General features: G+C 49.9%; 22 protein-coding genes and 1 pseudogene. 8 read left to right on the top strand and 15 right to left on the bottom strand.

Annotated features, from left to right (window positions below):
- Positions 1–131: 131 nt before the first annotated feature.
- The 4 genes from ACFPVS_RS01950 to ACFPVS_RS01965 form a co-directional block, all read right to left on the bottom strand.
- A complete protein-coding gene (locus tag ACFPVS_RS01950) occupies positions 132–1,277 on the bottom strand; it encodes a 5-(carboxyamino)imidazole ribonucleotide synthase (protein WP_096295287.1) in 1,146 nt (381 codons plus the stop codon).
- A 372-nt stretch (positions 1,278–1,649) separates the two neighbouring features.
- Positions 1,650–1,766, bottom strand: a complete 117-nt coding sequence (locus ACFPVS_RS01955) for a heme-binding protein (protein WP_096296118.1) — start codon at positions 1,764–1,766, stop codon at positions 1,650–1,652.
- A 168-nt stretch (positions 1,767–1,934) separates the two neighbouring features.
- Complete coding sequence (trpE, locus tag ACFPVS_RS01960; protein ID WP_096295286.1) at positions 1,935–3,410, bottom strand: anthranilate synthase component I; 1,476 nt, start codon at positions 3,408–3,410, stop codon at positions 1,935–1,937.
- A 178-nt stretch (positions 3,411–3,588) separates the two neighbouring features.
- Positions 3,589–4,005: an MFS transporter gene (locus ACFPVS_RS01965; RefSeq protein WP_096295285.1), complete on the bottom strand. Its 417-nt coding sequence runs from the start codon at positions 4,003–4,005 to the stop codon at positions 3,589–3,591.
- 173 nt (positions 4,006–4,178) lie between these two features.
- On the opposite strand from ACFPVS_RS01965, the gene ACFPVS_RS01970 reads away from it, so the two are divergent.
- The 6 genes from ACFPVS_RS01970 (at position 4,179) to lpdA (ending at position 12,972) form a co-directional block, all read left to right on the top strand.
- Entirely contained in the window at positions 4,179–4,964 is a 786-nt protein-coding gene (locus ACFPVS_RS01970; RefSeq protein WP_096295284.1) for an SDR family NAD(P)-dependent oxidoreductase, read from the top strand.
- A gap of 15 nt (positions 4,965–4,979) precedes the next feature.
- Entirely contained in the window at positions 4,980–5,594 is a 615-nt protein-coding gene (locus tag ACFPVS_RS01975) for a Smr/MutS family protein (RefSeq protein ID WP_096295283.1), read from the top strand.
- A gap of 552 nt (positions 5,595–6,146) precedes the next feature.
- Positions 6,147–8,816, top strand: a complete 2,670-nt coding sequence (gene aceE / locus ACFPVS_RS01980) for a pyruvate dehydrogenase (acetyl-transferring), homodimeric type (RefSeq protein WP_096295282.1) — start codon at positions 6,147–6,149, stop codon at positions 8,814–8,816.
- Between the two features lie 200 nt (positions 8,817–9,016).
- Entirely contained in the window at positions 9,017–10,675 is a 1,659-nt protein-coding gene (gene aceF, locus ACFPVS_RS01985; protein ID WP_096295281.1) for a dihydrolipoyllysine-residue acetyltransferase, read from the top strand.
- Positions 10,676–10,815: 140 nt separating this feature from the next.
- Positions 10,816–11,109, top strand: coding sequence for a nucleoside triphosphate pyrophosphohydrolase family protein (locus ACFPVS_RS01990; protein WP_232507385.1), 294 nt, complete (start codon positions 10,816–10,818; stop codon positions 11,107–11,109).
- Between the two features lie 69 nt (positions 11,110–11,178).
- The gene (gene lpdA, locus ACFPVS_RS01995) at positions 11,179–12,972 is read left to right on the top strand and encodes a dihydrolipoyl dehydrogenase (RefSeq protein ID WP_378595281.1); all 1,794 of its coding nucleotides are present in this window, start codon (positions 11,179–11,181) and stop codon (positions 12,970–12,972) included.
- Positions 12,973–13,066: 94 nt separating this feature from the next.
- Here the strand turns inward: lpdA and cysG are convergent, their stop codons facing one another.
- The 4 genes from cysG to ACFPVS_RS02015 form a co-directional block, all read right to left on the bottom strand.
- The gene (gene cysG / locus ACFPVS_RS02000; protein ID WP_096296117.1) at positions 13,067–14,446 is read right to left on the bottom strand and encodes a siroheme synthase CysG; all 1,380 of its coding nucleotides are present in this window, start codon (positions 14,444–14,446) and stop codon (positions 13,067–13,069) included.
- A 127-nt stretch (positions 14,447–14,573) separates the two neighbouring features.
- Entirely contained in the window at positions 14,574–14,891 is a 318-nt protein-coding gene (locus tag ACFPVS_RS02005; protein ID WP_157742733.1) for a DUF4112 domain-containing protein, read from the bottom strand.
- Positions 14,872–15,048, bottom strand: coding sequence for a DUF4112 domain-containing protein (locus ACFPVS_RS02010; RefSeq protein WP_148083939.1), 177 nt, complete (start codon positions 15,046–15,048; stop codon positions 14,872–14,874). Before ACFPVS_RS02010 ends, ACFPVS_RS02005 begins: the two co-directional genes overlap by 20 nt.
- Positions 15,049–15,313: 265 nt before the next feature.
- Positions 15,314–16,429: a methyltransferase gene (locus tag ACFPVS_RS02015; RefSeq protein WP_123803711.1), complete on the bottom strand. Its 1,116-nt coding sequence runs from the start codon at positions 16,427–16,429 to the stop codon at positions 15,314–15,316.
- Positions 16,430–16,641: 212 nt separating this feature from the next.
- Between ACFPVS_RS02015 and ACFPVS_RS02020 the strand changes: the two genes are divergently transcribed.
- Positions 16,642–18,432, top strand: coding sequence for a 2-isopropylmalate synthase (locus ACFPVS_RS02020; protein WP_096295279.1), 1,791 nt, complete (start codon positions 16,642–16,644; stop codon positions 18,430–18,432).
- 115 nt (positions 18,433–18,547) lie between these two features.
- On the opposite strand, the pseudogene ACFPVS_RS02025 reads toward ACFPVS_RS02020, so the two are convergent.
- The 7 genes and pseudogenes from ACFPVS_RS02025 to ACFPVS_RS02055 all read right to left on the bottom strand — a co-directional run.
- Positions 18,548–18,889, bottom strand: a pseudogene (locus ACFPVS_RS02025) (IS1595 family transposase); the annotation flags it as partial.
- A 205-nt stretch (positions 18,890–19,094) separates the two neighbouring features.
- A complete protein-coding gene (locus ACFPVS_RS02030) occupies positions 19,095–19,496 on the bottom strand; it encodes a pirin family protein (protein ID WP_232507384.1) in 402 nt (133 codons plus the stop codon).
- A gap of 11 nt (positions 19,497–19,507) precedes the next feature.
- The gene (locus tag ACFPVS_RS02035) at positions 19,508–19,807 is read right to left on the bottom strand and encodes a pirin family protein (RefSeq protein ID WP_232507383.1); all 300 of its coding nucleotides are present in this window, start codon (positions 19,805–19,807) and stop codon (positions 19,508–19,510) included.
- A gap of 155 nt (positions 19,808–19,962) precedes the next feature.
- Complete coding sequence (gene purE / locus ACFPVS_RS02040; RefSeq protein ID WP_123803710.1) at positions 19,963–20,445, bottom strand: 5-(carboxyamino)imidazole ribonucleotide mutase; 483 nt, start codon at positions 20,443–20,445, stop codon at positions 19,963–19,965.
- 70 nt (positions 20,446–20,515) lie between these two features.
- The gene (locus tag ACFPVS_RS02045; RefSeq protein WP_096295278.1) at positions 20,516–21,289 is read right to left on the bottom strand and encodes a tetratricopeptide repeat protein; all 774 of its coding nucleotides are present in this window, start codon (positions 21,287–21,289) and stop codon (positions 20,516–20,518) included.
- Position 21,290: 1 nt separating this feature from the next.
- Positions 21,291–21,959, bottom strand: coding sequence for a class I SAM-dependent methyltransferase (locus ACFPVS_RS02050; protein ID WP_096295277.1), 669 nt, complete (start codon positions 21,957–21,959; stop codon positions 21,291–21,293).
- 13 nt (positions 21,960–21,972) lie between these two features.
- Positions 21,973–22,158, bottom strand: a complete 186-nt coding sequence (locus ACFPVS_RS02055) for a DUF3460 family protein (protein WP_096295276.1) — start codon at positions 22,156–22,158, stop codon at positions 21,973–21,975.
- A 251-nt stretch (positions 22,159–22,409) separates the two neighbouring features.
- On the opposite strand from ACFPVS_RS02055, the gene ACFPVS_RS02060 reads away from it, so the two are divergent.
- Positions 22,410–23,762 (top strand): polynucleotide adenylyltransferase PcnB, encoded by a 1,353-nt coding sequence (locus ACFPVS_RS02060; RefSeq protein ID WP_096295275.1) that lies wholly within the window; start codon positions 22,410–22,412, stop codon positions 23,760–23,762.
- The last annotated feature ends 47 nt before the right edge of the window (positions 23,763–23,809 follow it).

The raw sequence follows: 23,809 nt of genomic DNA on the forward strand, positions 1-23,809 counted from the left end.
ACAAAAGATTTAAGGCCGTCTGAACAGTCAATAAAAAATGTCGGATATAGAATCAGACCCGATGCAGACGTTTTCAGACGGCATATTGTAGCGCAAATGCCGTCTGAAAACAGAAAACGATTGTAAAGCCCTTAAGCGCGTTTCAATGTGGCGTGTAAGGCTTGGGCTTTTGCAAAAGCCGCATCGGCATCCTTGGCTAAAGCGACAAAATGCCCCATTTTGCGGCCTGCACGCGCGGCTTTCTTGCCGTAAAGGTGCAGGAAAGAAGCCGTATCACTTTGCAGCGGCAGCCAATCCGGTTCGCTGCCGTCGTCGCCCCACACATCACCCAAAATATTCGCCATGCAGCAGGCCGAGAGCAGGCGGGTGTCAGCCGGCGGCAGATTGCACATTATGCGCACTTGCTGTTGAAATTGGCTGACCGCACAAGCGTCGATGGTGTGGTGACCGGAGTTGTGCGGACGCGGTGCGATTTCGTTGACCACCAATTCATGCGTGTCGCCGACGACAAACATTTCCACCGCCAACACACCGATATAATCCAATTCATCGGCCAAACGCTGCGCCATCCGCCGCGCCTGTTGCTGAATGTCGGCACTCAAACGCGCCGGAACAATAGAATAGGCCAGAATGCTGTTCTCGTGAATATTTTCTGCGGGGTCGAAGGTTTGCACATTGTCGCTGCTCAGACGGCAGACCACCACTGAAATTTCGCCGCGCAAATCAACCATTTTTTCCAACACACAATCTACGCCGCCATGCTCGGCAAAAGCGGCTTTCAGCTCATCCAAGGTTTTCACGCGGATTTGGCCTTTGCCGTCGTAACCGAGTGTGGCGGTTTTTAAAATACCCGGCAAAAATGCTGCGCTCTCTTCAGTAATGTCTTCTGTTTTACAGACGGCCTGATACGGCGCAGTTTTCAAACCGGCCTTTTGAATCCACGCCTTTTCCTGAATACGGTTTTGCGCCACCGCCACACAATCGCCGCTCGGGGAAACATTGGTGTGGTTGGCTAAAAAGCGCATGGCATCGGCATTGACGTTTTCAAATTCAGTCGTCACCGCCGCGCATTGGGCCAATTCGGCTAAGGCAGCCTGATCATCAAATGGTGCGCAAAGATGGAGGTCGGCAAATTCTGCTGCCGGTGCATTGGGATCAGGATCAAGCACGGTGACTTGATAGCCCATGGTTTTGGCAGCGATGGTGAACATACGGCCGAGCTGGCCGCCGCCGAGAATACCGAGCATAGCAGGAGGAAGGATAGGGTTGTTTTTCATAGCAGGGTTGTTTGATAAAAATAAGATTAAAATCGGCTGAAACAGTTTAGATGCTATCAGCTGACAATATTGTCCAAGCCCAACAGTTTATCCGTACTGCCGGCCACAGGTTGGAACGCAACGCCCAAGCGGTTCCATGCGTTGATGGTGCCTGAAACCGCTTATTGTTCAAATGTCGCAGCAATTCATTCTGCCGGGCGATTATCGTTTTACCATCGGGCTACTTACCACCGCACCGACAATTTGACCATCATGCAACAATGATACCTGCCTTACAAAGGCAAAATATTCGGCGTTGCCAGCATGGGCGGAGTACCTTGATTCACAAAACCTTCAAATCATTTTGACGGTGCTTTGAGATAAGCGGCGGTTTCAGGCTTTGTCCCCGGCGACATCGTATGTGATGAAAGTGGTGCCGTTTATCCGCGCAAATGCAAGCAAGTGACCACTGCTTTTGACAACGGCAATAGCCAGATTAAAGCTTCCCAGCCTGACTTACAATAATTGTTGTGCGACCTTAAGGGGGCAATGTCGGGGTGAGGTTGAATTTTTGTTTCGTGAGTGAATCCCGCAGATAAAATTTTAATGATAGGCTCGGTTGAGACGGACTGAAAATGCACGACATTTTGTGTAACTCTCCCAATCAGTTTGCAACATTTAATTATCCAAGCCTTCCTGTACCATTTGCGCGGCACGTATCACGGCGCGCGCTTTGTTTTGTGTTTCCTGCCATTCGGATTCGGGCACGGAATCCGCCACTACGCCTGCGCCGCTTTGTACATAAAGCGTATCGTTTTTAATCACGGCGGTGCGGATGGCGATGGCTAAGTCCATGTCGTTGTTGAAGCTCCACACGCCCACGGCGCCGCCGTAGATGCCGCGTTTGCTCGGTTCGACTTCTTCGATGATTTCCATGGCGCGGATTTTCGGTGCGCCGGATAAGGTGCCGGCAGGGAAGGTGGCGGCGAGAATTTCCATATTGGTGATGTCCTCTTTCAGACGGCCTTCGACATTGGAAACGATGTGCATCACATGGGAATATTTTTCCACCACCATTTTGTCGGTAACACTGACTTGGCCGGTTTGGCTGATGCGGCCGACATCGTTGCGGCCGAGATCAATCAGCATGACGTGTTCGGCGATTTCTTTGGCATCATTCAATAAATCTTGCTCGTTGGCCAAGTCTTCGGCAGGGGTTTTGCCGCGCAGGCGGGTGCCGGCAATCGGACGCACGACCACGGTGTCTTGTTCGCGGCGCACGAGAATTTCCGGCGAAGAGCCGACAATATGGAAATCGTCAAAATCGTAATAAAACATATACGGTGACGGATTGAGCGTGCGCAGGGCACGGTAGAGTGAGAGCGGGCTGTCGGTATAGGGCATGGTCATGCGCTGGCTGGGCACGACCTGCATGCAGTCGCCGGCAAAGATGTATTCTTTGATTTTATCGACACAGGCTTTGAAAGGCGCCTCGCCGAATTCGCTGGTCGGTTGGGTGGTGGCGCTGCCTAGAGATAAGGGAATGGCGCAGCTTTGGCGCAATTGGGTGCGCAAGTCTTCCAAGCGTCCGCGTGCGGCTTCGTAGCCGTTGGTTTGGCTTGGGTCGGCATAGACAATCAGGTAGATTTTGCCGGAAAGGTTGTCGATTACCGCCAATTCTTGCGACAGCATCAGCAAAATATCCGGTGTGCCCAGTGGGTCTGCTTTGGGCGGATGTTTCAGGCGGTGGGCAAAATGTTCGAAATTATAGATGGTTTCATAGCCGAAATAGCCGACCAAACCGCCGGTAAAGCGTGGCAGGCTTGGAATTTCAGGCGTTTTGAAACGTGCATGGAAGGCTTCGATAAAGGGGAGCGGGTTACCATCGTATTGTTCGACAATTTCGCCGTTGAGATACACACCGACATGTCTGCCGCCGGCTTTTAAATAATGATGGCAAGGCAGACCGATGAAGGAATAGCGGCCGAAACGTTCGCCGCCGACCACGGATTCCAGCAAATAGGTAAAGGGTTTGTTGGCCAGCTTGAGATAGAGCGACAAGGGCGTGTCAAGATCGGCGAGGACTTCCTGCACTAATGGAATGCGGTTGTATCCTTGTGCGACTTGGGCTTGATATTCTTGTTTGCTGATCATGTTCAGACGGCCTTACCTGAAAAATGCGATGCGTGTATGCAGCGAAATGGTTGATGTTAAAGAGTGCAAAGAGTATAGCAGCTTATGGGGGTATTGTTAACCGATTTGCCGATGCGGCAAAGGCCGTCTGAAGCAAAAAAATAAACACCGTTTTGATGGAAAACGGTGTTGGTTAAAATCAGAAACTGGAAGCCGTATCGATTTTGGTTTGGCGTGCGCGCTTGAATTTAATGAAATAGCCGAGGGCAACCGGAATCAGTGCCAGAATGATTTTAAATGTCCAGCTTGCATACCAAGGCTTGGCCACCACAATTGCATGGCTTTCCGTGCCCGGTACGATGAAATCCTTAATCGCAAACCAATCGAGAAACGGCCACCAGCAAGCCACCAATAAGCCTAAGAACCAAGGCCATATCATGCGGCTCAAATCACGCTGCCACAAGACGAAACACACCACTGCCCAAAGCAGGGTAAAGCCGGTAATCACTAAAGAGGTGTAGGTGTCGGCACCGAAATAGGTGGTGAGAAAATAGGTAAAAGCGACCCACAATAATCCTAAAACGAATACGATGAATTCTTCAGGACGTTTGAACATTCGGTTTCTCCAAAATAGCGCATATTGTATCAACTTGATGAGTAGAGAATACTATACCTGAAAAGCGTTTTTGTGAAGATGATTCTGGCGCGCGTTTCAGACGGCCTGATTTTTCAGATAAAAAGAACTATGGCAAAATATTGCTACTTTGAATACCTCAAACGGAACCTGTCATGCGCCAAAAAATCATCACCACCGGACACTCAAGCGGTTTAGGCAAAGCCTTGGCCGCACATTATTTGAATACCGGTGCGGCCGTATTGGGGATTACCCGACGCGGATTGCCTGCACAAAACGGTTTGCAGCAAGCGGCGTTGGATTTGGCCGACACGGAAAAATTAAACACATGGCTGCAAACCGGTGAGATTGAAGGTTTTATGCAGGATGCCGATGAGTTGGTGCTGATTAATAATGCCGGTACGGTTCCGCCAAGCGCGATATGTGGCAGGCAGAGGCCGTCTGAAATTGCGGCAGCGGTGAGTTTGAACATTACTGCGCCTTTATTGTTAAGCAACCATGTTTTGGCGGTAAAAGCAGAAAGCCAGACGGTTAAAATGGTGCACATCAGCAGCGGCGCAGGGCGCAATGCTTATCAGGGTTGGAGTATTTATGGTGCGGCCAAAGCGGCTTTAGATCATCATGTACGCTGTGTGGAAGCGGAAAATCACTACAATGTGAAGGTGTGCAGTATTGCGCCCGGTGTGGTCGATACCGACATGCAGGCGCAGATTCGGGCTCAAGACGGTGATGACTTTCCGATTTTGCCGCGTTTCCAGCAACTTCATGCTAAGCAGGAATTGAGTTCGCCCGAATCCGCAGCGAAAATCATTGCCGAAATGATTGCCGATGTAGATTTCGGGGATGAAATTATTCAAGATGTCCGCACATGGCAATCATTGAAACAGACTTTTCAGACGGCCTTATTGCAAACACCTTACAAAACAGGCCGTCTGAAATAAAATAAGGAACATCAAATGAGTATGGATTTTCAAGCCACATTAAAAGCTTTGGGCAAACAAGCGAAAAAAGAAGCCGAGCAGCGTAAAATCGAAGCGGTGGAAGCAAAAAAGCGTGAAGAGGAGCAGGTTGATTTTGCCAAGGCGGCCGGTGCCGTGACGCCTTTGAAAAATTCGCAACGCTATGAAGCACCTCGTCCGAAAACCACCATCAAACCGCGTCCGAAAGCGGAAAACGATTTGGCGGAAGAAGATTATTTCTATGTCGGCCAAGGTGGTTGGGATGAGCCGCCGGCCACCTTCAGTAAAAACGGCCAAGGCAAAAATGACATCCAACGCCTGCGCAACGGCCATTATCCGGTGGTGGCTGATGTGGATTTGCACGGTTACACGCAGGAAGAAGCGCAGCAAGTGTTGAACGAATTTATCGAATTTACCAAAAAGCGCGGCGTATGCGGTGAAATCGTGCATGGCAGTGGGTTGGGTTCGGCGGGTTATAAACCTGTTTTGAAAAACCTGACCCGCCGCTGGTTAATGCAACATCCGGATGTGTTGGCTTATGTCGAGCCACGTCAAGGGAATGATGGTGCGGTACGGATTTTACTGAAACGTCCGCGTCGCGAAGAAGAATAAGCTCGCGATATGACTGGTTTCATCTCAAGCAGATGTACAAGGCCGTCTGAAAGCCAACAGGTTTTCAGACGGCCTTGATTTGTTTGGCATACAAATGAAAATTTTATCTATTTAAATCTTTACGCTTTTTTGCTTGCAAAATGAGAGCCAAAGTGAAGGCACTCTTTTTCTTAAATGATGGTTTCAATGCTTGAATTGAAAATAAAATATTCGATTTATTTCGATTATGAATTTTTTAGAAAATTGCACAAATGTTCAGACTCAAAAATTTTGATTTTTATTGAATAATTCATCGGATTGGTTTGCCAGTCGGCATAAATACTGATACGATTTAAGGCGTCTTTTTAAGTAGGGTAAGTTTTGACAAATGCTGTCATAAAGTAGCATTGGTAAATTCTGCCTGTAAATCAGATATTTGGACGGTAAATCCGTCATATTATTTCACTTGAATATTCGATTTTGAAAATCAGGTTTTCTAAATTGAAAATATACGAATTGACTCGAACCGATACTTCGATGTCGGTGTTTGTAACCCAATATAAGGATACTGATATGTCCACTCAATTGCACGATGTAGATCCGATTGAAACACAGGAATGGTTGGATGCATTAAGCTCGGTTTTAGAAACTGAAGGCACCGAACGCGCCCACTTCCTGCTGGAAAATCTGGTGAAATACACCCGTCGTCGCGGCGTTCATATGCCGTTTGACGCCACCACTGCTTACTTGAATACCATTCCGGTGGGTAAAGAGCAGAAATCTCCGGGTAACCATGAATTGGAACACCGCATCCGCTCGGCAATCCGTTGGAATGCAGCTGCCATGGTGTTGCGTGCAGGTAAAAAAGATTTGGAATTGGGTGGCCATATCGCATCTTTCCAATCAGCTGCCACGCTGTATGACGTAGGTTTCAACCACTTCTGGCGCGCTAAAGGCGAAGGCGAAGAAGGCGATTTGATTTTCTTCCAAGGCCACGCTGCGCCGGGTATTTATGCACGTGCATTCGTTGAAGGCCGTTTGACTCAAGAACAACTGGACCATTTCCGTCAAGAAGTGGACGGTAAAGGTATTCCTTCTTACCCACACCCGCACTTGATGCCTGATTTCTGGCAATTCCCTACCGTATCGATGGGCTTGGGTCCATTGATGGCGATTTACCAAGCGCGTTTTTTAAAATACTTGGATTCACGCGGCTTGAGCAAAACCAAAGGCCGTAAAGTTTGGGTATTCTGCGGCGACGGTGAGATGGATGAACCGGAATCTCAAGGCGCCATCGCATTGGCAGCCCGCGAAGGTTTGGACAATCTGATTTTCGTCATCAACTGTAACTTGCAACGCTTGGACGGTCCGGTACGCGGTAACGGTAAAATTATCCAGGAATTGGAAGGGAACTTCCGCGGTGCCGGTTGGAACGTACTGAAAGTGATTTGGGGCAGCAAATGGGATGCCTTGTTGGCGCGAGACACCACCAATGCATTGAAACAACGCATGGAAGAAGTGTTGGACGGCGACTACCAAACCTACAAATCTAAAGACGGTGCGTATGTGCGCGAGCATTTCTTCAATACGCCTGAATTAAAAGCCTTGATTGCCAACATGTCTGACGAAGAAGTTTGGGCTTTGAACCGCGGCGGTCACGATCCGCACAAAGTTTATGCGGCTTACTATGAAGCGGTAAACAACGCCGGTGGCCGTCCGACTGTGATTTTGGCGAAAACCATCAAAGGCTACGGTATGGGTGCTTCCGGTGAAGGTCAAAACGTTGCCCACCAAGCCAAAAAAATGGACGTGAAATCGTTGAAACAATTCCGTGACCGTTTCGGCATCGATGTGACCGACGAGCAAATCGACAGCGGCGACTTGCCATACTACCGCTTTGCTGAAGACAGCGAAGAAATGAAATACTTGCGCGAACGCCGTAACGCCTTGGGTGGTTACCTGCCGCAACGCAATCCGAACAACGAAGCCTTGCCGATTCCTGAGTTGAGCGCGTTTGACGGTCAATTGCAATCAAGCGGCGATCGCGAATTCTCGACTACCATGGCGTTTGTGCGTATCTTGTCAACCTTGTTGAAAGACAAACAAATCGGCAAACGCGTAGTACCGATTGTGCCGGATGAAAGCCGTACCTTCGGTATGGAAGGCATGTTCCGCCAATACGGCATTTGGAACCCTAAAGGCCAACAATACACGCCGCAAGATAAAGACCAGTTGATGTTCTATAAAGAGTCGGTTGACGGTCAGATTCTGCAGGAAGGCATTAACGAACCGGGTGCGATGGCAGACTGGATTGCTGCGGCAACTTCATACGCCAACAGCCGCTATGCCATGATTCCGTTCTACATCTACTACTCAATGTTCGGTTTCCAACGCGTTGGCGACTTGGCATGGGCTGCCGGTGATATGCACGCACGCGGCTTCTTGTTGGGCGGTACTGCCGGTCGTACGACCTTGAACGGTGAAGGCTTGCAACACGAAGACGGCCACAGCCAAATCCAAGCCGATTTGATTCCAAACTGCGTATCTTACGATCCTACTTTCCAATACGAATTGGCCGTAATTATTCATGATGCATTGCGCCGCATGTATGTAGAAAACGAAGACGTGTTCTACTACCTGACGTTGATGAACGAAAACTACACCCACCCAGCCTTGCCGCAACGCAAAGGCATTGAACAAGAAATCTTGAAAGGTATGTATTTGCTGGAAGAAGGCGGCAAATCCGACAAGAAAGTTCAATTGATGGGTTCGGGTACCATTTTGCAAGAAGTGATTGCCGGTGCGAAATTGCTGAAAGAAGATTTCAGTGTCGAAGCCAACGTTTGGTCTTGCCCTTCGTTCAACGAGTTGCACCGCGATGCCATGGAAGTAGAACGCTACAACCGTCTGCATCCGCTGGAAGAAGCCAAAGTGCCGTTTGTGGCGCAACAATTGAAAGGCCATGAAGGTCCGGTCGTTGCCGCTACCGACTACATCCGCAGCTTTGCAGAACGCATCCGCGCCTACATTCCGAATGGCTTCCACGTGTTGGGTACCGACGGTTTCGGCCGTTCCGACAGCCGTGCAAATCTGCGCCGCTTCTTTGAAGTTGACCGCTACAACGTAGCCGTTACCGCTTTGGCTGCCTTGGCCGATGAAGGTAAAGTAAGCAAAGAAACCGTACAGAAAGCCATTGAAAAATACGGTATCGCTACCGATACCGCACCAAGCTGGAAACGCTAAAAAGTTTCAGACGGCCAAATCATAAGGCCGTCTGAAAAAAGATTTTGAGTGTCTGTTCTTATTCAAAATCAAGCGTCAAACATGTAAGGCTGTTGTTTCAGACGGCCTTATGATTTGAGGCCGTCTGAAAACAAACGTATCTGTTTCAAAAAAACCTTACTGCGACGATAAGCGTTGCAGCACAACTAAGGAATAAAACGATGAGTCAAATCGTAGAAATTAAAGTACCCGATATCGGTGGCCACGAAAACGTGGACATTATTGCCGTAGAAGTTAAAGCCGGCGACACCATCGCCGTTGACGATACCCTGATTACTTTGGAAACTGACAAAGCCACCATGGATGTACCTGCTGATGCCGCAGGTGTGGTGAGAGAAGTAAAAGTAAGCGTTGGCGACAAAATTTCCGAAGGCGGCGTGATTTTGCTGGTAGATACCGGTGCTGAGGCTACTGAAGAAAAACCGGCGGCTGCCGAAGCGCCTAAAGCTGAAGAAGCCAAAACAGAAGCGCCTGCCGCTGCCCCGGCTCAAGCCGCTGCACCTGCCGCTGCCGGTGGTACGGTAACCGTAGCTGTGCCGGATATCGGCGGTCATGAAAATGTTGATGTCATTGCCGTTGAAATCAAAGCCGGCGACACCGTGGCCGAAGACGACACGCTTATTACGTTGGAAACCGACAAAGCGACTATGGATGTGCCATCTACTGTTGCGGGTGTGGTGAAATCTGTGTTGATTAAAGTTGGCGACAAAGTATCTGAAGGTTCGGCAATTATTGAAGTTGAAGTTGCCGGTGGCGCACCTGCTGCCGCAGCACCTAAAGCCGCTGAAGCTGCCCCTGCCCAAGAAGCCCCTAAAGCAGCAGCTGCTCCTGCACCTACTGCTGCTCCTGCACCGGTTGCCGCTTTCGGCAGCACACCGGTTGATGAAGCCGCTTTTGCCAAAGCACACGCAGGTCCTTCAACGCGTAAATTGGCGCGTGAACTGGGTGTGGACTTGGGCCAAGTAAAAGGTACCGGCTTGAAAGGCCGTATTGTTGGCGACGACATTAAAGCATTCGTCAAAGCCGCTATGCAAGGCGGTGCGGGCAAAGCGGCTCCTGCTGCAGCCGGTGCTTCTTTGGGCGGCGGTTTGGACTTGTTGCCATGGCCGAAAGTGGACTTCAGCAAATTTGGTTCGGTTGAAGTAAAAGAGTTGTCGCGCATCAAGAAAATTTCCGGCCAAAACCTGTCGCGCAACTGGGTGATGATTCCGCACGTGACCCAACACGACGATGCCGACATGACCGAGCTGGAAGAATTCCGCAAACAGCTCAACAAAGAGTGGGAGCGCGAAGGCGTGAAACTGTCGCCTTTGGCCTTTATCATCAAAGCCTGTGTTAAAGCGCTGCAACAGTTCCCCGAATTCAACTCTTCGCTCGACGGCGATAATCTGGTGCTGAAAAAGTACTACCACATCGGCTTTGCGGCGGATACGCCCAACGGCTTGGTGGTGCCGGTGATTAAAGATGCCGACAAAAAAGGCCTGAAAGAAATTTCGTTGGAATTGGGCGAACTGAGCAAAAAAGCCCGCGATGGTAAGCTGAAACCGCAGGAAATGCAGGGCGCAAGCTTCACCATTTCCAGCTTGGGCGGCATCGGCGGCACCTACTTTACGCCGATCGTAAATGCGCCCGAAGTGGCGATTTTGGGCGTATGCAAATCGCAGATCAAACCGGTGTGGAACGGCAAAGAGTTTGCGCCGCGCCTGATGTGCCCGCTGTCGCTCTCTTACGACCACCGCGTGATCGACGGCGCTGCCGCCTGCCGCTTCACCACTTTCCTGGCGCAAGTGCTGGCCGACTTCCGCCGCGTATTGGTGTAAGGCAGATTCAGACGGCCTGCCGGACACCGCAGGCCGTCTGAATTTATCCGCATCATGCATGATTAACGAACAGAAAGCCATTCATGACACTGGAAGAAGCATATCGCCGCTGCTGTGCGGTTCGCTAGGCCTATCACGGCTTGGAACAGAAACATCACGGTTCGGTTTGGTCGGTCGAAGAAGATTTGCTGGCATTGGGTAACGATATCGGTAATCTCAATCGGCTGGTAATGACGCGGCAAGGGCGTTATTACGATGAAACGCCTTACTGTTTGGAAAACAAATTGGCCGAGAATATCTGGTGGCTGCTGGAGTTGGCCGGCCGTTTGGATATTGATATCGTACAGCAAATGCAGAATTTCTTAAGCAAAAAAGAGGCATTGCTGGGTATTCGGGTCGACTCCGGCGTTTTGAGCCAAACGCAGGAACAATAAGCCGCTATTTGGAAAAATGCCGGACATCAGTTTTTCAGACGGCCTATTATATATTATGAAAGTTTGAACATGAGCTTAATCGAATTGAAAGTCCCCGACATCGGCGGACACGAAAACGTAGACATCATCGCAGTGGAAATCAAAGTCGGCGACACCGTGGCGGTGGAAGACACCCTGATTACTTTGGAAACCGACAAAGCCACCATGGACGTGCCTGCCGAGGCTGCGGGTGTGGTGAAAGAAGTGAAAGTCAAAGTCGGCGATAAAATTTCCGAAGGCGGCTTGATTGCGGTAATCGAAGCCGAAGGCGCAGCTGCTGAAGCACCAAAATCAGAGGCTCCTAAAGCCGAAGCGCCTGCACAAGAAGCGCCTAAACAATCTGCACAGGCACCACAAGCCGCGCAATTTGCCGGTACTGCTGATGCCGAATACGACGTAGTAGTATTGGGCGGCGGCCCCGGCGGCTATTCAGCTGCCTTTGCCGCAGCAGACGAAGGCCTGAAAGTGGCGATCGTTGAGCGCTACAGCACCTTGGGCGGTGTCTGCCTGAACGTGGGCTGTATTCCTTCAAAAGCCTTGTTGCATAATGCGGCAGTGATTGACGAAGTACGCCACTTAGCGGCCAACGGCATTAAATATCCTGACCCTGAACTGAACATCGACATGCTGCGCGCCTACAAAGAAGGCGTGGTTAACCGCTTGACCACCGGGCTGAAAGGCATGGCCAAAGGCCGTAAAGTTGATGTGATTCAAGGCGAAGGTCAATTTGTCGGCCCCAACCACATGGAAGTGGCGTTGACCACCAGCGATGAATACGAGCAAGCCACGCAAACCGGTGAGAAGAAAACGGTTGCGTTCAAAAACTGTATCATCGCAGCGGGCAGCCGTGTAACTAAATTGCCGTTTATCCCTGAAGATCCGCGCATTTTCGATTCAACCGGCGCGCTGGCATTGAAAGAAGTGCCAGGCAAAATGTTGATTATCGGTGGCGGCATCATTGGCTTGGAAATGGGTACGGTATACAGCACTTTGGGCACACGTTTAGATGTGGTTGAAATGATGGACGGCCTGATGCAAGGTGCCGACCGCGACTTGGTAAAAGTATGGCAAAAAGCCAATGAATACCGCTTCGACAATATCATGATCAACACCAAAACCGTGGCGGTTGAAGCCAAAGAAGACGGTGTATATGTGACTTTTGAAGGTGCGAATGCGCCGAAAGAGCCGCAACGCTATGATGCCGTGTTGGTGGCCGCAGGCCGTGCGCCTAACGGTAAACTGATTGGTGCGGAAAAAGCCGGTGTGGCTGTGACCGACCGCGGCTTTATCGAAGTCGACAAACAAATGCGCACCAATGTGCCGCACATCTATGCCATCGGTGATATCGTCGGCCAGCCTATGTTGGCGCACAAAGCCGTTCACGAAGGTCATGTTGCCGCGGAAAACTGTGCCGGTCACAAAGCATTCTTTGATGCACGCGTGATTCCGGGGGTTGCCTACACTGCGCCTGAAGTGGCTTGGGTAGGTGTAACCGAGTTGTCTGCCAAAGCCGAAGGCCGCACAATCACCAAAGCCAACTTCCCTTGGGCAGCTTCAGGCCGCGCGATTGCCAACGGCTGCGACAACGGCTTTACCAAGCTGATTTTTGATGCCGAAACCGGCCAAATTATCGGTGGCGGTATCGTTGGTCCAAATGGCGGCGATATGATCGGTGAAATCTGTTTGGCTATTGAAATGGGTTGTGATGCCGAAGACATCGGCAAAACCATCCATCCGCATCCGACCTTGGGTGAATCCATCGGTATGGCTGCTGAAGTGGCGTTGGGTATTTGTACCGACTTGCCGGCGCAGAAGAAAAAATAATAGGTACAGGGCAGCATGGATTGCTGTCTAATCCTATGAAACACAAGGCCGTCTGAATTTTCAGACGGCCTTTTTGATTTGTTGCCCATACTTGTCAAGCAGCATTACCTTCTTGAAACCATTTCAATTCATCACGCAGTGTCACCACTTCACCGATAATCATCAAAGCAGGAGGCGCGTTTTCTGCCATTTGCGGCAGATCTTTCAGATGGCCTGTTTGCACCGATTGGTTCGGCAGGGTGCCGTTGGAAATGACGGCAACGGGCGTGTTTTCGCTGCGGCCGTATTCAATTAGTTTTTCCGCAATGACTGAAGCGCGCAATGTGCCCATATAGATCGCTAAGGTTTGGCGGCTCAATGCCAAAGTGCGCCAATCGGGTTGGTCGCCGTCGTGTTTGCTGTGGCTGGTAACAAACAGTGCACTCTGCGCGCAATCGCGATGTGTCAGCGGAATACCGGCATAGGCAGTCGCGCCCAAAGCGGCGGTGACGCCCGGTACAATGCGGTAGGGCACACCGGCTTCATGCAATACCTGCGCTTCTTCGCCGCCTCGACCGAAGACAAACGGATCGCCGCCTTTTAAGCGTACTACACGGAGACCTTGCAAAGCGTATGTCACCAATAATTGATTGGTTTCTTCCTGCTGCACATGGTGGCAGCCCGCGCGCTTGCCGGCGCTGATTTTTTCGGCATCTTTGCGCACCATACCCAGAATTTCATCAGAGACCAAAGCATCGTACAACACAATATCTGCCGCCTGAATCGCCTGCAAAGCATGAATGGTCAACAAACCGGCATCGCCCGGACCCGCACCTACCAAGACCACTTCGCCTTTCGCAGGTCGGTAGCCGTCAAGCTGGGCGGATAATTCGGCTTCGGCCGCGTCAAGGTTGCCTTGTGCGGTCAAAGTATTAAAGCAGCTGTCGAACAGGTGTTCCCAAAAACGGCGGCGGTGTTCCATGCCGTCGATTTTTTCCTTGACACGGCTGCGCCATTTGCCTGCGATGGCCGCCATTTTACCGGTATGCAACGGCAGCAGCGTTTCGATGATTTGCCGCCATTTTCGTGCCAACACAGGCGAGGTGCCGCCGCTGGAAATGGCGATTTGAATCGGGCTGCGGTCAATAATAGCCGGTACGATATACGAACATAAACCGGCAGTATCGACCGTATTGCAAAATTTGCCGCGTGTTTCAGCCGCATGAAAAATACGTTGGTTGAAGCCGTGGTCATCGGTAGCGGCAACGGCTAAAAACACATCGTCCAAATAAAAATCGTGAAATACGCCGCCCAGCCAAATAATCCTGCCTTCGCTTTGCCATGCCTGAAAAGCCGGATTCAGCTTTTGCGCCACCACGCGCACAACGGCACCGGCTTTCAACAGGCTTTCCGCCTTGCGTTCGGCAACTTTGCCCGCACCCACCAGCAAAACGGTGCGGCCGTGCAAATCGGCAAAAATCGGATAATGGCTCATGGTGGGTTCTTTCTTATTTTGATAAGGCCGCATGTTAAAGGCCGTCTGAAAAAATAGGAAAGAATCGATTTTGCTTATCTTATGGTGTTTGGTTATAAGTTGGAGCGATGTATGGACAAGGCTGGTTTTACAGCCAATTGAGCAGCATCTGCCAGCCTTGTTCCAGCAGCACAAACAGGTTTTGAATCAGCCAAGCACAAGCCGCGCCCACAGCCGCAATCCCAACCACCGCAAAAATGGCTTGGCCGCGAACTTTGCGGATAATCTGCGGATTATTTTGGCTGAAGCCTTCTACCAGTAGAAAATTGCGTTTGTAAGAGCGGTGGAAAAAGTCCAAAGCCGTACCGATTACCGGAATCAAACCGATCAACAAATCCAGCAGGCTGTTGAAAATCACCACCAGGGTGAGCGGAATCGAGCGGGTTTTAAACAGCGAAATACACAAACACCAAATTGAATGTTTGGCTGAACACATCGCCCGCTACAGGAAACAGTCCGATAAAGCCGTCTAGATAATAATCATCAAGATAACGCTTGAGTAGGTGGCTTAAACGGTAGCTTCGGCTGTTTTCAATATCGGGGCGGGTAAGAGTAGTGTTCATGAGTGCTTTCGTGAAAAACAAAATAGGCCGAGACCTTTGCAAAACTCCCTGAAAAGCCACGGCACCAAGAATCGACGTCATTCCCGCGCAGGCGGGAATCCATTTTTGAGCATGGCAAGCCATTGAATAAAATAAGTTTCTGAAATTTTAAAATGGATTCCCGCCTGCGCGGGAATGACGGCTGTTTGGGTTTTTATTGGTTCATGAGGTTTTGCAAAGGTTTCAGGCCGTCTGAAAACTTCAGACGGCCTGTATATGGCGTATTTTAAACGGCTTTCAAGCGGTAGAGGCAGGTGGTTTCGTGCGCGCGGGCAAAAGCAAGCGGGGCGTCGGCGTTGGAGGCTTTGCCGTGTTGCGGTTTGGTATGCAACACATCGATGATTTCTAAAGAAGCCGCCTGAAACCATGAGCGTAAATCATCGGGCTGGCGCAGGTGTAAATGTTCGGCCAAGTCGGAAATAATCAACCATGCTTCACCGCATTCGTTTAAATGTGTAGCCACCCCGTTGAGAAAAGCTTTGAGCATGCCGTGATCGGTATCATATAGGGCAGTTTCGATGGGGGACGTCGGTTTGGCGGGCAGCCACGGCGGATTACAAACAATTAAATCGGCGCGTCCTTCGGGAAACAGGCTCACCGTCTGAATTTCAACTTGTCTTTCATAGCCGAGATGACGGATGTTTTTTACAGCACAAGCGATGGCTTGCGGGTTGGTATCGGTGGCGGTGATGCGGGCGATGCCGCGTTTGGCCAATAAGGCAGCAATCACGCCAGAGCCTGTGCCGATGTCAAAGGCCGTCTGAAAGTTTGGGTTCAGCGGTACCTTGGCGATTAAGTCCAAATATTCGCCGCGTAACGGTGAAAACACGCCGAAGGGTACGTGGATTTTGCCGCCTAAGGCTTCGAGATGAATACCTTTCTTATGCCATTCATGTGCACCGATAAAACCGAGCAACTGATTCAACGGCAATAAAAAAGCGCGGTCATTTTCTTTGCCGAACACGTCCAACAGCGCAGGGCGGATGTCGGGCGAGCGGGGAATGTTCAGCGTAAACCCTGCGCCGATTTCTACTGCCAACATATTGATTACGCGGCTTTGCTGCGCCTGCTGCATGCGGTGGGTATGAAAGGCCGTCTGAATATCTGTTGGAACTTTCCTAGGTTTTTTCGGTTTGCGTACACGTTTTTTTACCGCAGCCAACACCTGCTTGGCTTGGTGAAAATCGCCCGCCCAAACTGTAGCGGTGTGTTCGTAGGCAGCTTTTAATACGGTATCGGTGTTGGCATCGTGCAGATAAACTGCTTTTTTCGGCGGCTTTTGCGTGCTTTGGTTGAGCCATTCGATTTCGGTATCTTGAGAAGTAGGAATCAGCGAATTCATGGGAAAACATATATTTGCAGAGATTGAGAGTGTACTATACTTTTCATACGGCCTCATTAATAATGAACAAATTAGACAATATGTATAATAATTTTCGTATTTTTAAAAGAACTATCTGCTTTTAAGTAAAAAATATTGTCGTTTTGTCCAATTTGCGTATAATGCTTTTCAACCGAACTAAAAAATTTCCAAAGTTTTAGACAAGGAACATCATGCAACTGGACATCGACCGCTTGGTCGCTTATTTCGGCGGTGTGAATGCGTTGGCCGAGGCGCTGAAACAACACGACCCTGAAAATGCCGCAACCACAGCTGCCATCTACAAATGGCGCACCCGAGGCTCGTTGCCTTTGGCGCAATTGCAAAAATTAACCGCCCTAGCCGAAGCACAAGGCCGCCGCTTGGATTTGAATGCTTTTTTACAAAAACAAGATTCTCTGGAGAGAAATGATATGACACAAACAAACCGCGTAATTATTTTTGACACCACTCTGCGTGACGGCGAGCAGTCCCCCGGTGCAGCCATGACTAAAGAAGAGAAAATCCGCATTGCCCGCCAATTGGAAAAATTGGGTGTCGATGTGATTGAAGCCGGTTTTGCCGCAGCCAGCCCGGGCGATTGGGATGCGGTGAATTCGATTGCTAAAATTATCACCCAATCAACGGTTTGTTCATTGTCTCGTGCGGTTGAAAACGACATCCGCAAAGCGGGTGAAGCGATTGCTCCTGCACCGAACAAACGCATCCACACGTTTATCGCAACCAGCCCGATCCACATGGAATACAAGCTGAAAATGAAGCCGAAGCAAGTGGTGGAAGCTGCGGTGAAAGCGGTGAAAATCGCCAAAGAATACACCGATGATGTTGAATTCTCTTGTGAAGATGCATTGCGCAGTGAAATTGACTTTTTGGCCGAAATCTGTGGTGCGGTGATTGAAGCCGGTGCGACTACCATTAATATTCCGGATACCGTAGGTTACTCGATTCCTTACAAAACCGAAGAATTTTTCCGCGAACTGATTGCCAAAACCCCGGGTAGCGACCGCGTGGTTTGGTCGGCACATTGTCACAACGATTTGGGCTTGGCCGTAGCCAACTCATTGGCCGCCCTGAAAGGCGGTGCGCGCCAAGTGGAATGTACCGTCAACGGTCTAGGCGAGCGGGCGGGCAATGCCTCCATCGAAGAAATCGTGATGGCCTTGAAAGTGCGCAGTGATTTGTTCGGCTTGGAAACCGGTATCGACACCACTCAAATCGTGCCTTCTTCCAAACTGGTTTCGACGGTAACCGGCTATCCGGTTCAACCAAACAAAGCCATCGTCGGTGCCAATGCGTTTGCCCACGAATCGGGTATTCATCAAGACGGCGTGTTGAAACACCGCGAAACCTACGAAATCATGTCGGCCGAATCAGTAGGTTGGGCAACCAACCGACTGAGCCTGGGTAAATTGTCCGGCCGCAATGCCTTCAAAACCAAGCTGCACGAATTGGGCATTGAATTGGACAGCGAAGAAGCACTCAACGCTGCATTTGCACGCTTTAAAGAGCTGGCCGACAAAAAACGTGAAATTTTCGACGAAGATTTGCACGCTTTGGTGTCCGATGAAATGACGTTGGCGACCGAACAATACAAATTCATTTCGCAAAAAATCCATACCGAAACCGGCGAATTGCCGACTGCGGAAATCGTGTTCAGCGTAAATGGCAGCGAACACCGCGCGACGGCCAATGGTTCAGGCCCAGTCGATGCAATTTTCAAAGCCATTGAAAGCGTGGCACAAAGCCAAGCGACTTTGCAGATTTATTCAGTGAATGCCGTGACCCAAGGTACTGAAAGCCAAGGCGAAACGTCGGTTCGCCTGCAACGTGGCGATCGCGTGGTGAATGGTCAGGGCGCGGATACCGATGTATTGGTAGCCACCGCTAAAGCTTATCTGTCGGCATTGAGCAAATTGGAATTTGGCCAAGCCAAACAAAAAGCGCAGGGTAGTGGTTTGATTTAAGCTTTTAAATAAAGCCCAATGCGAACAGGCCGTCTGAAATGAAATTTCAGACGGCCTGTTATTATTTTAAGGATTAAAAATTTATATAAAAATCAGATATTTATTTTATGGTTATCATAATATTTGAGGCTGTATTAGATTCAATAACAATGGTGTAAACCTTAGCTTGTCGTTTTAGAATACCAAAAACAGCTACTTGACCACCAGCGCCACGACCGCATTTGCCCATGCGTTGTCCGCCAAAATAACTTTCATCTAACTTACCAGAACCACCAAAAACTTTATCAGCCTGAAGCTCTAAATGGTAAGCGATAACTTGACGGATTTTGCGATAGAACAGAGCTGCTGCATTGGGATTAATTTCCAATAAATTAGCAGCTGCACGAGCGGTAACTTCAAGTATAAAAAATTCAAGTAGCTTCTTTTGTACTTTTTTATTTAATTTATAGTTTGTTATAGCGGATTTATTTAATTTTCGGTATAAGGCAGCAAGTCGAAGACAGTCAAGTAGTACGGCAAGGCGCAGCAACGCCGTAGCGAAAGTTAAGTTAATCCGCTATATCTTCATTTTTAAAGGGCAAGATAACTGTTAATCTAATACAGTTCTAAAAAAACCGTCTGAAAAGCAGAGATATTTTCAGACGGCCTTTCTTTTGCCCGGATTAAAAGTTCATCGGTACTTCCATCAGCAAGATTTCGCTGTTGCCGATGGATTCGACGGTAAAGTTGTCGGTTTCCCAAATGCCCAAGCCGTCACGCGTTGCCAATTCTTGGCCGGCAATTTTGGCACGACCTTCAATCACAAAAGCGTAAACACCGTTATCGGCTTGCTTGAGTTGATAGGTTTTTTTGAGGCCGTCTGAAAATTTAGCCAGCGAAAACCAAGCATCTTGGTGTATCCATACGCCTTCATCGTCGGGATTGGGTGAAAGAATTTGTTGAAAATCTTGCTGTGCAATGTCATTTGCCAGTGTGATTTGCTGGTAGCGCGGGGTAACATTTTTCTCACGTGGAAACACCCAAATTTGCAGGAATTTGACGTCTTGATCAGGATTGGGGTTCATCTCGCTGTGGGTTATGCCGGTTCCGGCGACATCACTTGAATGTCGCCGCTGCGGATAACGCAGCCGTTGCCCATGCTGTCGCGGTGAGCCAAATCGCCGGATAAGGGGATAGAGATGATTTCCATATTGTGATGCGGATGCGTGCCGAATCCCATGCCGGCGGCAACGTGGTCATCGTTGATGACACGCAAGGCACCGAAGTTCATCCGTTGGGGATTATGGTAGCCGGCAAAACTGAAGGTATGACGGCTGTGCAGCCAGCCGTGGTGGGCTTCGGCGCGCGTATAGGCGGCATGGTAAACAGTTTTCATATTATGCTTTCTGTGATGGATTGATCGGCATGATATGTTTTGTCATGAATTAAATCTAGCAGTCAAATATTGAAATAACTTTTCCTGAGAAGAAATAATAAAGGCCGTCTGAACATTCAGACGGCTCTGTTTGATCTATCTTAGAGCAAGATGATTTAATCTTCCAGCGTCATTGCCAAAACAGTTTGCTCTTGTTTGGCTCGGAAATCTGCCAATTTTTGTGCCAATTCAGCGTTTTCGTTCGCCAGCAAAGAAATGGCGAACAATGCAGCATTGGCCGCACCGGCTTCGCCAATCGCAAATGTGGCTACCGGCACGCCTTTGGGCATTTGCACGATAGACAGCAAAGAATCTTCACCGCGTAAATATTTGCTCGGCACCGGCACACCCAATACCGGTACGGTTGTTTTTGCAGCAACCATCCCCGGTAAGTGTGCCGCACCGCCCGCGCCGGCAATAATCGCTTTGATGCCGCGCTCGCGCGCGGTTTCGGCGTATTCAAACATCAAATCCGGTGTTCGGTGTGCGGAAACGACACATGCTTCAAATTCCACGCCGAAATCTTTTAGAAATTGCGCAGCCTGCTGCATCACCGGCCAATCGCTGTTGCTCCCCATAATAATGCCGACTTGAACCATGATTTTTCTCCAAAAATAAAATAAAAATTTCAGACGGCCTGCATAATGCAAAAGGCTGTCTGAAAACCGTTTAGCGTTGTTTAATTCGGACTGCGGCGCGTTTGGCGGCCTCGCTCTCAGGATAAGTCTGAATCAGTTTACGCCATGTGCTGCGGGCGATGTCTTTTTGCTGCATGTTGTATTGGCAATGACCGATGCTGAAGAGTGCTTCCGGCGCCTGCGCGCTGTCGCGGAAACGGTTGGCATAGCGGCCACCGATTTCAATCACCGATTCACAATTGCCGATGCGTTGTTGGCTTTGCAACAGCAAATACATATTACGGCGCGCCGCTTCGCTGCCGTTGCCGCCGTCTGCGCCGCGCAATACCGCTGCAGCCGCCACATAATTGCCGCGTTGGTAGTATTTCAGGGCCTGGTTATACAGACGGGTTTCATTCAGCGCCACTGCATCGGCATCGCTGACGGCGACACTGTTGTTTTTCAGATAAGCCGCTTTGAGTTTGTTATCATTCAAACGCCGGGTGGTGGCCGGTTTTTTAACCGTAATAATCGGTTTGGCTGTCGGTTTGGCCGGGTGGATTTTATTCACACGCTCGAGATGCTCTATGCGCGTTTGCAGCGTACCCATTTCGCGCTCTAAACGCGCCACCTGAATGCCCAATTGGTCAATTTGTGTTTGTTGGTTTAGTTGCGGATAGGGAATGCCCTTTGGCGGCTGCAGTGGCGCGCCCGGAATATCCGGCAGAATGAAGGATTCTCCCTCATAATCAGCAGGCCGGTTAGCAGCGCACGCGCTTAAGATGAGTGCGGATAAAATGGTAAGGATAAGCTTGGGAGTAGTCATTTTATTTTTTTAATAACAAGGTTAAGCCGTCACCCACGGGCAGGGTAATCGGCACAATGCGGTTATCGTGCGGTAGATTGCGGTTGAATTGCTGCAAAATATGCAGGCTTGGTGGGGCATTATCAGGCGCTTCGTGAATCACGCGGCCATTGAGCAACACGTTGTCAATCGCCACCACGCCGCCGCTGCGTACCAACTGCAGGCAACGTTCGAAATATTGCGGTGTTGGCGGTTTGTCGGCATCAATTAAGGCTAAATCGTAACTGCCGCTTTTGCCTTGGGCGATTAAATCGTCCAATGTGAGCAAAGCAGGTTGCAGATGCAGGCTGATTTTATGTGCCACACCGGCAGCCTGCCAAGCTTCGCGGGCAATGTCGGTAAAGGTTACATTGATGTCACAGGCAGTAATGCGGCCGGTTTCGGGCAGGGTTAAGGCCATAGCCGTGCTGCTGTATCCGGTAAATACGCCCACTTCCAGATAGTTTTCCACTTTGAGCAAACGCGCCAGCCAAGCCAGCAAGGCCGCTTGCTCGCGCGCAATTGCCATTTTACCTAAGCGGTGATGCGTCGTGCGCCCGCGTAAAGCCGCAAGCACGGGATGCTCTGCTTCGCCGATGGCGTTGAGATAATCCTGCAATTCGGGTGCGATGTTGTGCGTGTGGGTGGCCATGCCGTCTGAATCATCAATTTTGGTAGTAAGTATACGGTTTTTTTGCCACTTTTGCCGCTTCAAAACCGGCTTGCTCTTCAGGCTTGAGTTCGACATCCCACAATAAATCGCGGTTGGCCAAACGCTCTTGCTCCAGCTCAGGATTGTCGGCAACCAATTGGTCTAAAAATTGGGTGGCATCGGATTTGTAGTGATACATTTTTGTTGCTCCAAAGGCGCGTAAAATGTGTTAAGGCCGATATTATAGCTGATTTTGTTGGGGGAAACAGGGTTTCGGGTATAATGGCGGATTATTGTTGCAAAACGGCGGTTTAAGGTGTTTTGCAGTTTGAATTTTAAATGTAAGGCCGTCTGAAACCTTTGCACAATACTTTGCCCACAGAATATTGTGCAAAGGTTGCTTTCAACCGTCAGCGTTTCAGACGGCCTCAATTGAAAAGAATTTTGAGTATGTTGAAAAAATGGTTGCACAAAGTTTTGCCGTCGAAAGCGGGCAAAGCGGTGCAAAAAACGGTTTTACCGTATAGCGAACACCGCATCAGTGCGGATATGTTGAGCTTTGCTGCCGAAAAAGTGGTGAAGCAATTGAGTAAAGAAGGCTTTCAAGCCTATGTGGTGGGCGGTGCGGTACGTGATTTGTTGTTGGGCGTGGAACCGAAAGACTTTGACGTTGCCACTGACGCCACGCCCGAGCAAGTGCATAAAATTTTCCGCCGCAGCCGCATCATCGGCCGCCGTTTTCAAATCGTGCATGTGATGGTCGGCCCCGAAACCATTGAAGTGACAACGTTTCGCGGCGGTGACAAAGCCGTGCAAAACGCGCATGGCCGCATCATAAAAGACAACACCTACGGCAGCATCGAAGAAGATGCCATGCGCCGCGATTTCACCTGCAATGCGCTTTATTATGATCCCATCCGCGAAGAAATTCTCGATTTTCACCAAGGTGTCAGCGATATTGCCGATCGACAATTGGTGATGATCGGCGACGCGGCGGAGCGTTATCAAGAAGATCCGGTGCGCATTTTGCGTGCGGTTCGCCTATCGGGCAAACTCGGTTTTGATGTGGAAGGACACACCGCCGCCCCGATTCCGCAATACGCAGGCCGTCTGAAAAACGAGCCGGTGGCGCGCTTGTTTGACGAAATCATGAAGCTGCTGTTTTCCGGTCACGCCCGCCAATGCCTGCAAAAGCTCAATACTTTAGGCGTGAGCAACGATATTCATCCGCTGCTCACCGCTTTGAAATCCGCCGATAAAGCCGAAAACCGCATCATTGCCATCGCCCTGAAAAATACCGACGAGCGTTTGCGCGCCGACAAATCCGTGTCGGTCGGTTTCGTATTGGCGGCGATTTTATGGCCGCAGCTTAACGCTTATTGGCAGGAATATCAGCAGCAAGGCCAAAAATCAGCACCGGCCTTAAACGATGCCATCACTACTTTGCGTGACACGGTCGAAAAAGGCTGGGGCGTGCCGCAACGCTTTTCCGCCACCATGCGTGAAATCTGGCAGTTGCAACCGCAATTTGACAATATGCGCGGTGCCCGTCCGCATAAATTATTAAGCCAGCCGCGTTTTCGCGCCGCTTACGATTTTCTCGTGCTGCGCGGTCAAGCCGGCGAAGTGGACAACGATACCGTGCAATGGTGGACAACCTTCCAACATGCCGACGACGAAACCCGCAGTCAAATGAGCATGGCCGCGCAACAACGCCAGCAGCAGGAACATCGCGGCAACGGCGAGGCGCAAAAACGCAAACGCCGTCGCAAGCCGCGGAAGAAAACGGTTGCGGTTGAATGATATCAGCTGGAAGCAACTAAACATGCCGTCTGAAAGGTTGAAGTTCA

Source organism: Neisseria weixii (assembly GCF_042658245.1).
GTDB lineage: Bacteria > Pseudomonadota > Gammaproteobacteria > Burkholderiales > Neisseriaceae > Neisseria > Neisseria weixii.

Coding starts and splice junctions, on each gene's coding strand:
- ACFPVS_RS02050 (WP_096295277.1), bottom strand. CDS start 21,959: ATGGCCACCCACACGCACAACATCGCACCCGAATTGCAGGATTATCTC.
- ACFPVS_RS02045 (WP_096295278.1), bottom strand. CDS start 21,289: ATGACTACTCCCAAGCTTATCCTTACCATTTTATCCGCACTCATCTTA.
- cysG (WP_096296117.1), bottom strand. CDS start 14,446: ATGAGCCATTATCCGATTTTTGCCGATTTGCACGGCCGCACCGTTTTG.
- ACFPVS_RS02010 (WP_148083939.1), bottom strand. CDS start 15,048: ATGAACACTACTCTTACCCGCCCCGATATTGAAAACAGCCGAAGCTAC.
- purE (WP_123803710.1), bottom strand. CDS start 20,445: ATGGTTCAAGTCGGCATTATTATGGGGAGCAACAGCGATTGGCCGGTG.
- trpE (WP_096295286.1), bottom strand. CDS start 3,410: ATGATCAGCAAACAAGAATATCAAGCCCAAGTCGCACAAGGATACAAC.
- aceE (WP_096295282.1), top strand. CDS start 6,147: ATGTCCACTCAATTGCACGATGTAGATCCGATTGAAACACAGGAATGG.
- ACFPVS_RS02015 (WP_123803711.1), bottom strand. CDS start 16,429: ATGAATTCGCTGATTCCTACTTCTCAAGATACCGAAATCGAATGGCTC.
- ACFPVS_RS01975 (WP_096295283.1), top strand. CDS start 4,980: ATGAGTATGGATTTTCAAGCCACATTAAAAGCTTTGGGCAAACAAGCG.
- lpdA (WP_378595281.1), top strand. CDS start 11,179: ATGAGCTTAATCGAATTGAAAGTCCCCGACATCGGCGGACACGAAAAC.
- ACFPVS_RS01965 (WP_096295285.1), bottom strand. CDS start 4,005: ATGTTCAAACGTCCTGAAGAATTCATCGTATTCGTTTTAGGATTATTG.
- ACFPVS_RS02060 (WP_096295275.1), top strand. CDS start 22,410: ATGTTGAAAAAATGGTTGCACAAAGTTTTGCCGTCGAAAGCGGGCAAA.
- ACFPVS_RS01950 (WP_096295287.1), bottom strand. CDS start 1,277: ATGAAAAACAACCCTATCCTTCCTCCTGCTATGCTCGGTATTCTCGGC.
- ACFPVS_RS02055 (WP_096295276.1), bottom strand. CDS start 22,158: ATGTATCACTACAAATCCGATGCCACCCAATTTTTAGACCAATTGGTT.
- ACFPVS_RS02035 (WP_232507383.1), bottom strand. CDS start 19,807: ATGAAAACTGTTTACCATGCCGCCTATACGCGCGCCGAAGCCCACCAC.
- ACFPVS_RS02030 (WP_232507384.1), bottom strand. CDS start 19,496: ATGAACCCCAATCCTGATCAAGACGTCAAATTCCTGCAAATTTGGGTG.
- ACFPVS_RS01970 (WP_096295284.1), top strand. CDS start 4,179: ATGCGCCAAAAAATCATCACCACCGGACACTCAAGCGGTTTAGGCAAA.
- aceF (WP_096295281.1), top strand. CDS start 9,017: ATGAGTCAAATCGTAGAAATTAAAGTACCCGATATCGGTGGCCACGAA.
- ACFPVS_RS02020 (WP_096295279.1), top strand. CDS start 16,642: ATGCAACTGGACATCGACCGCTTGGTCGCTTATTTCGGCGGTGTGAAT.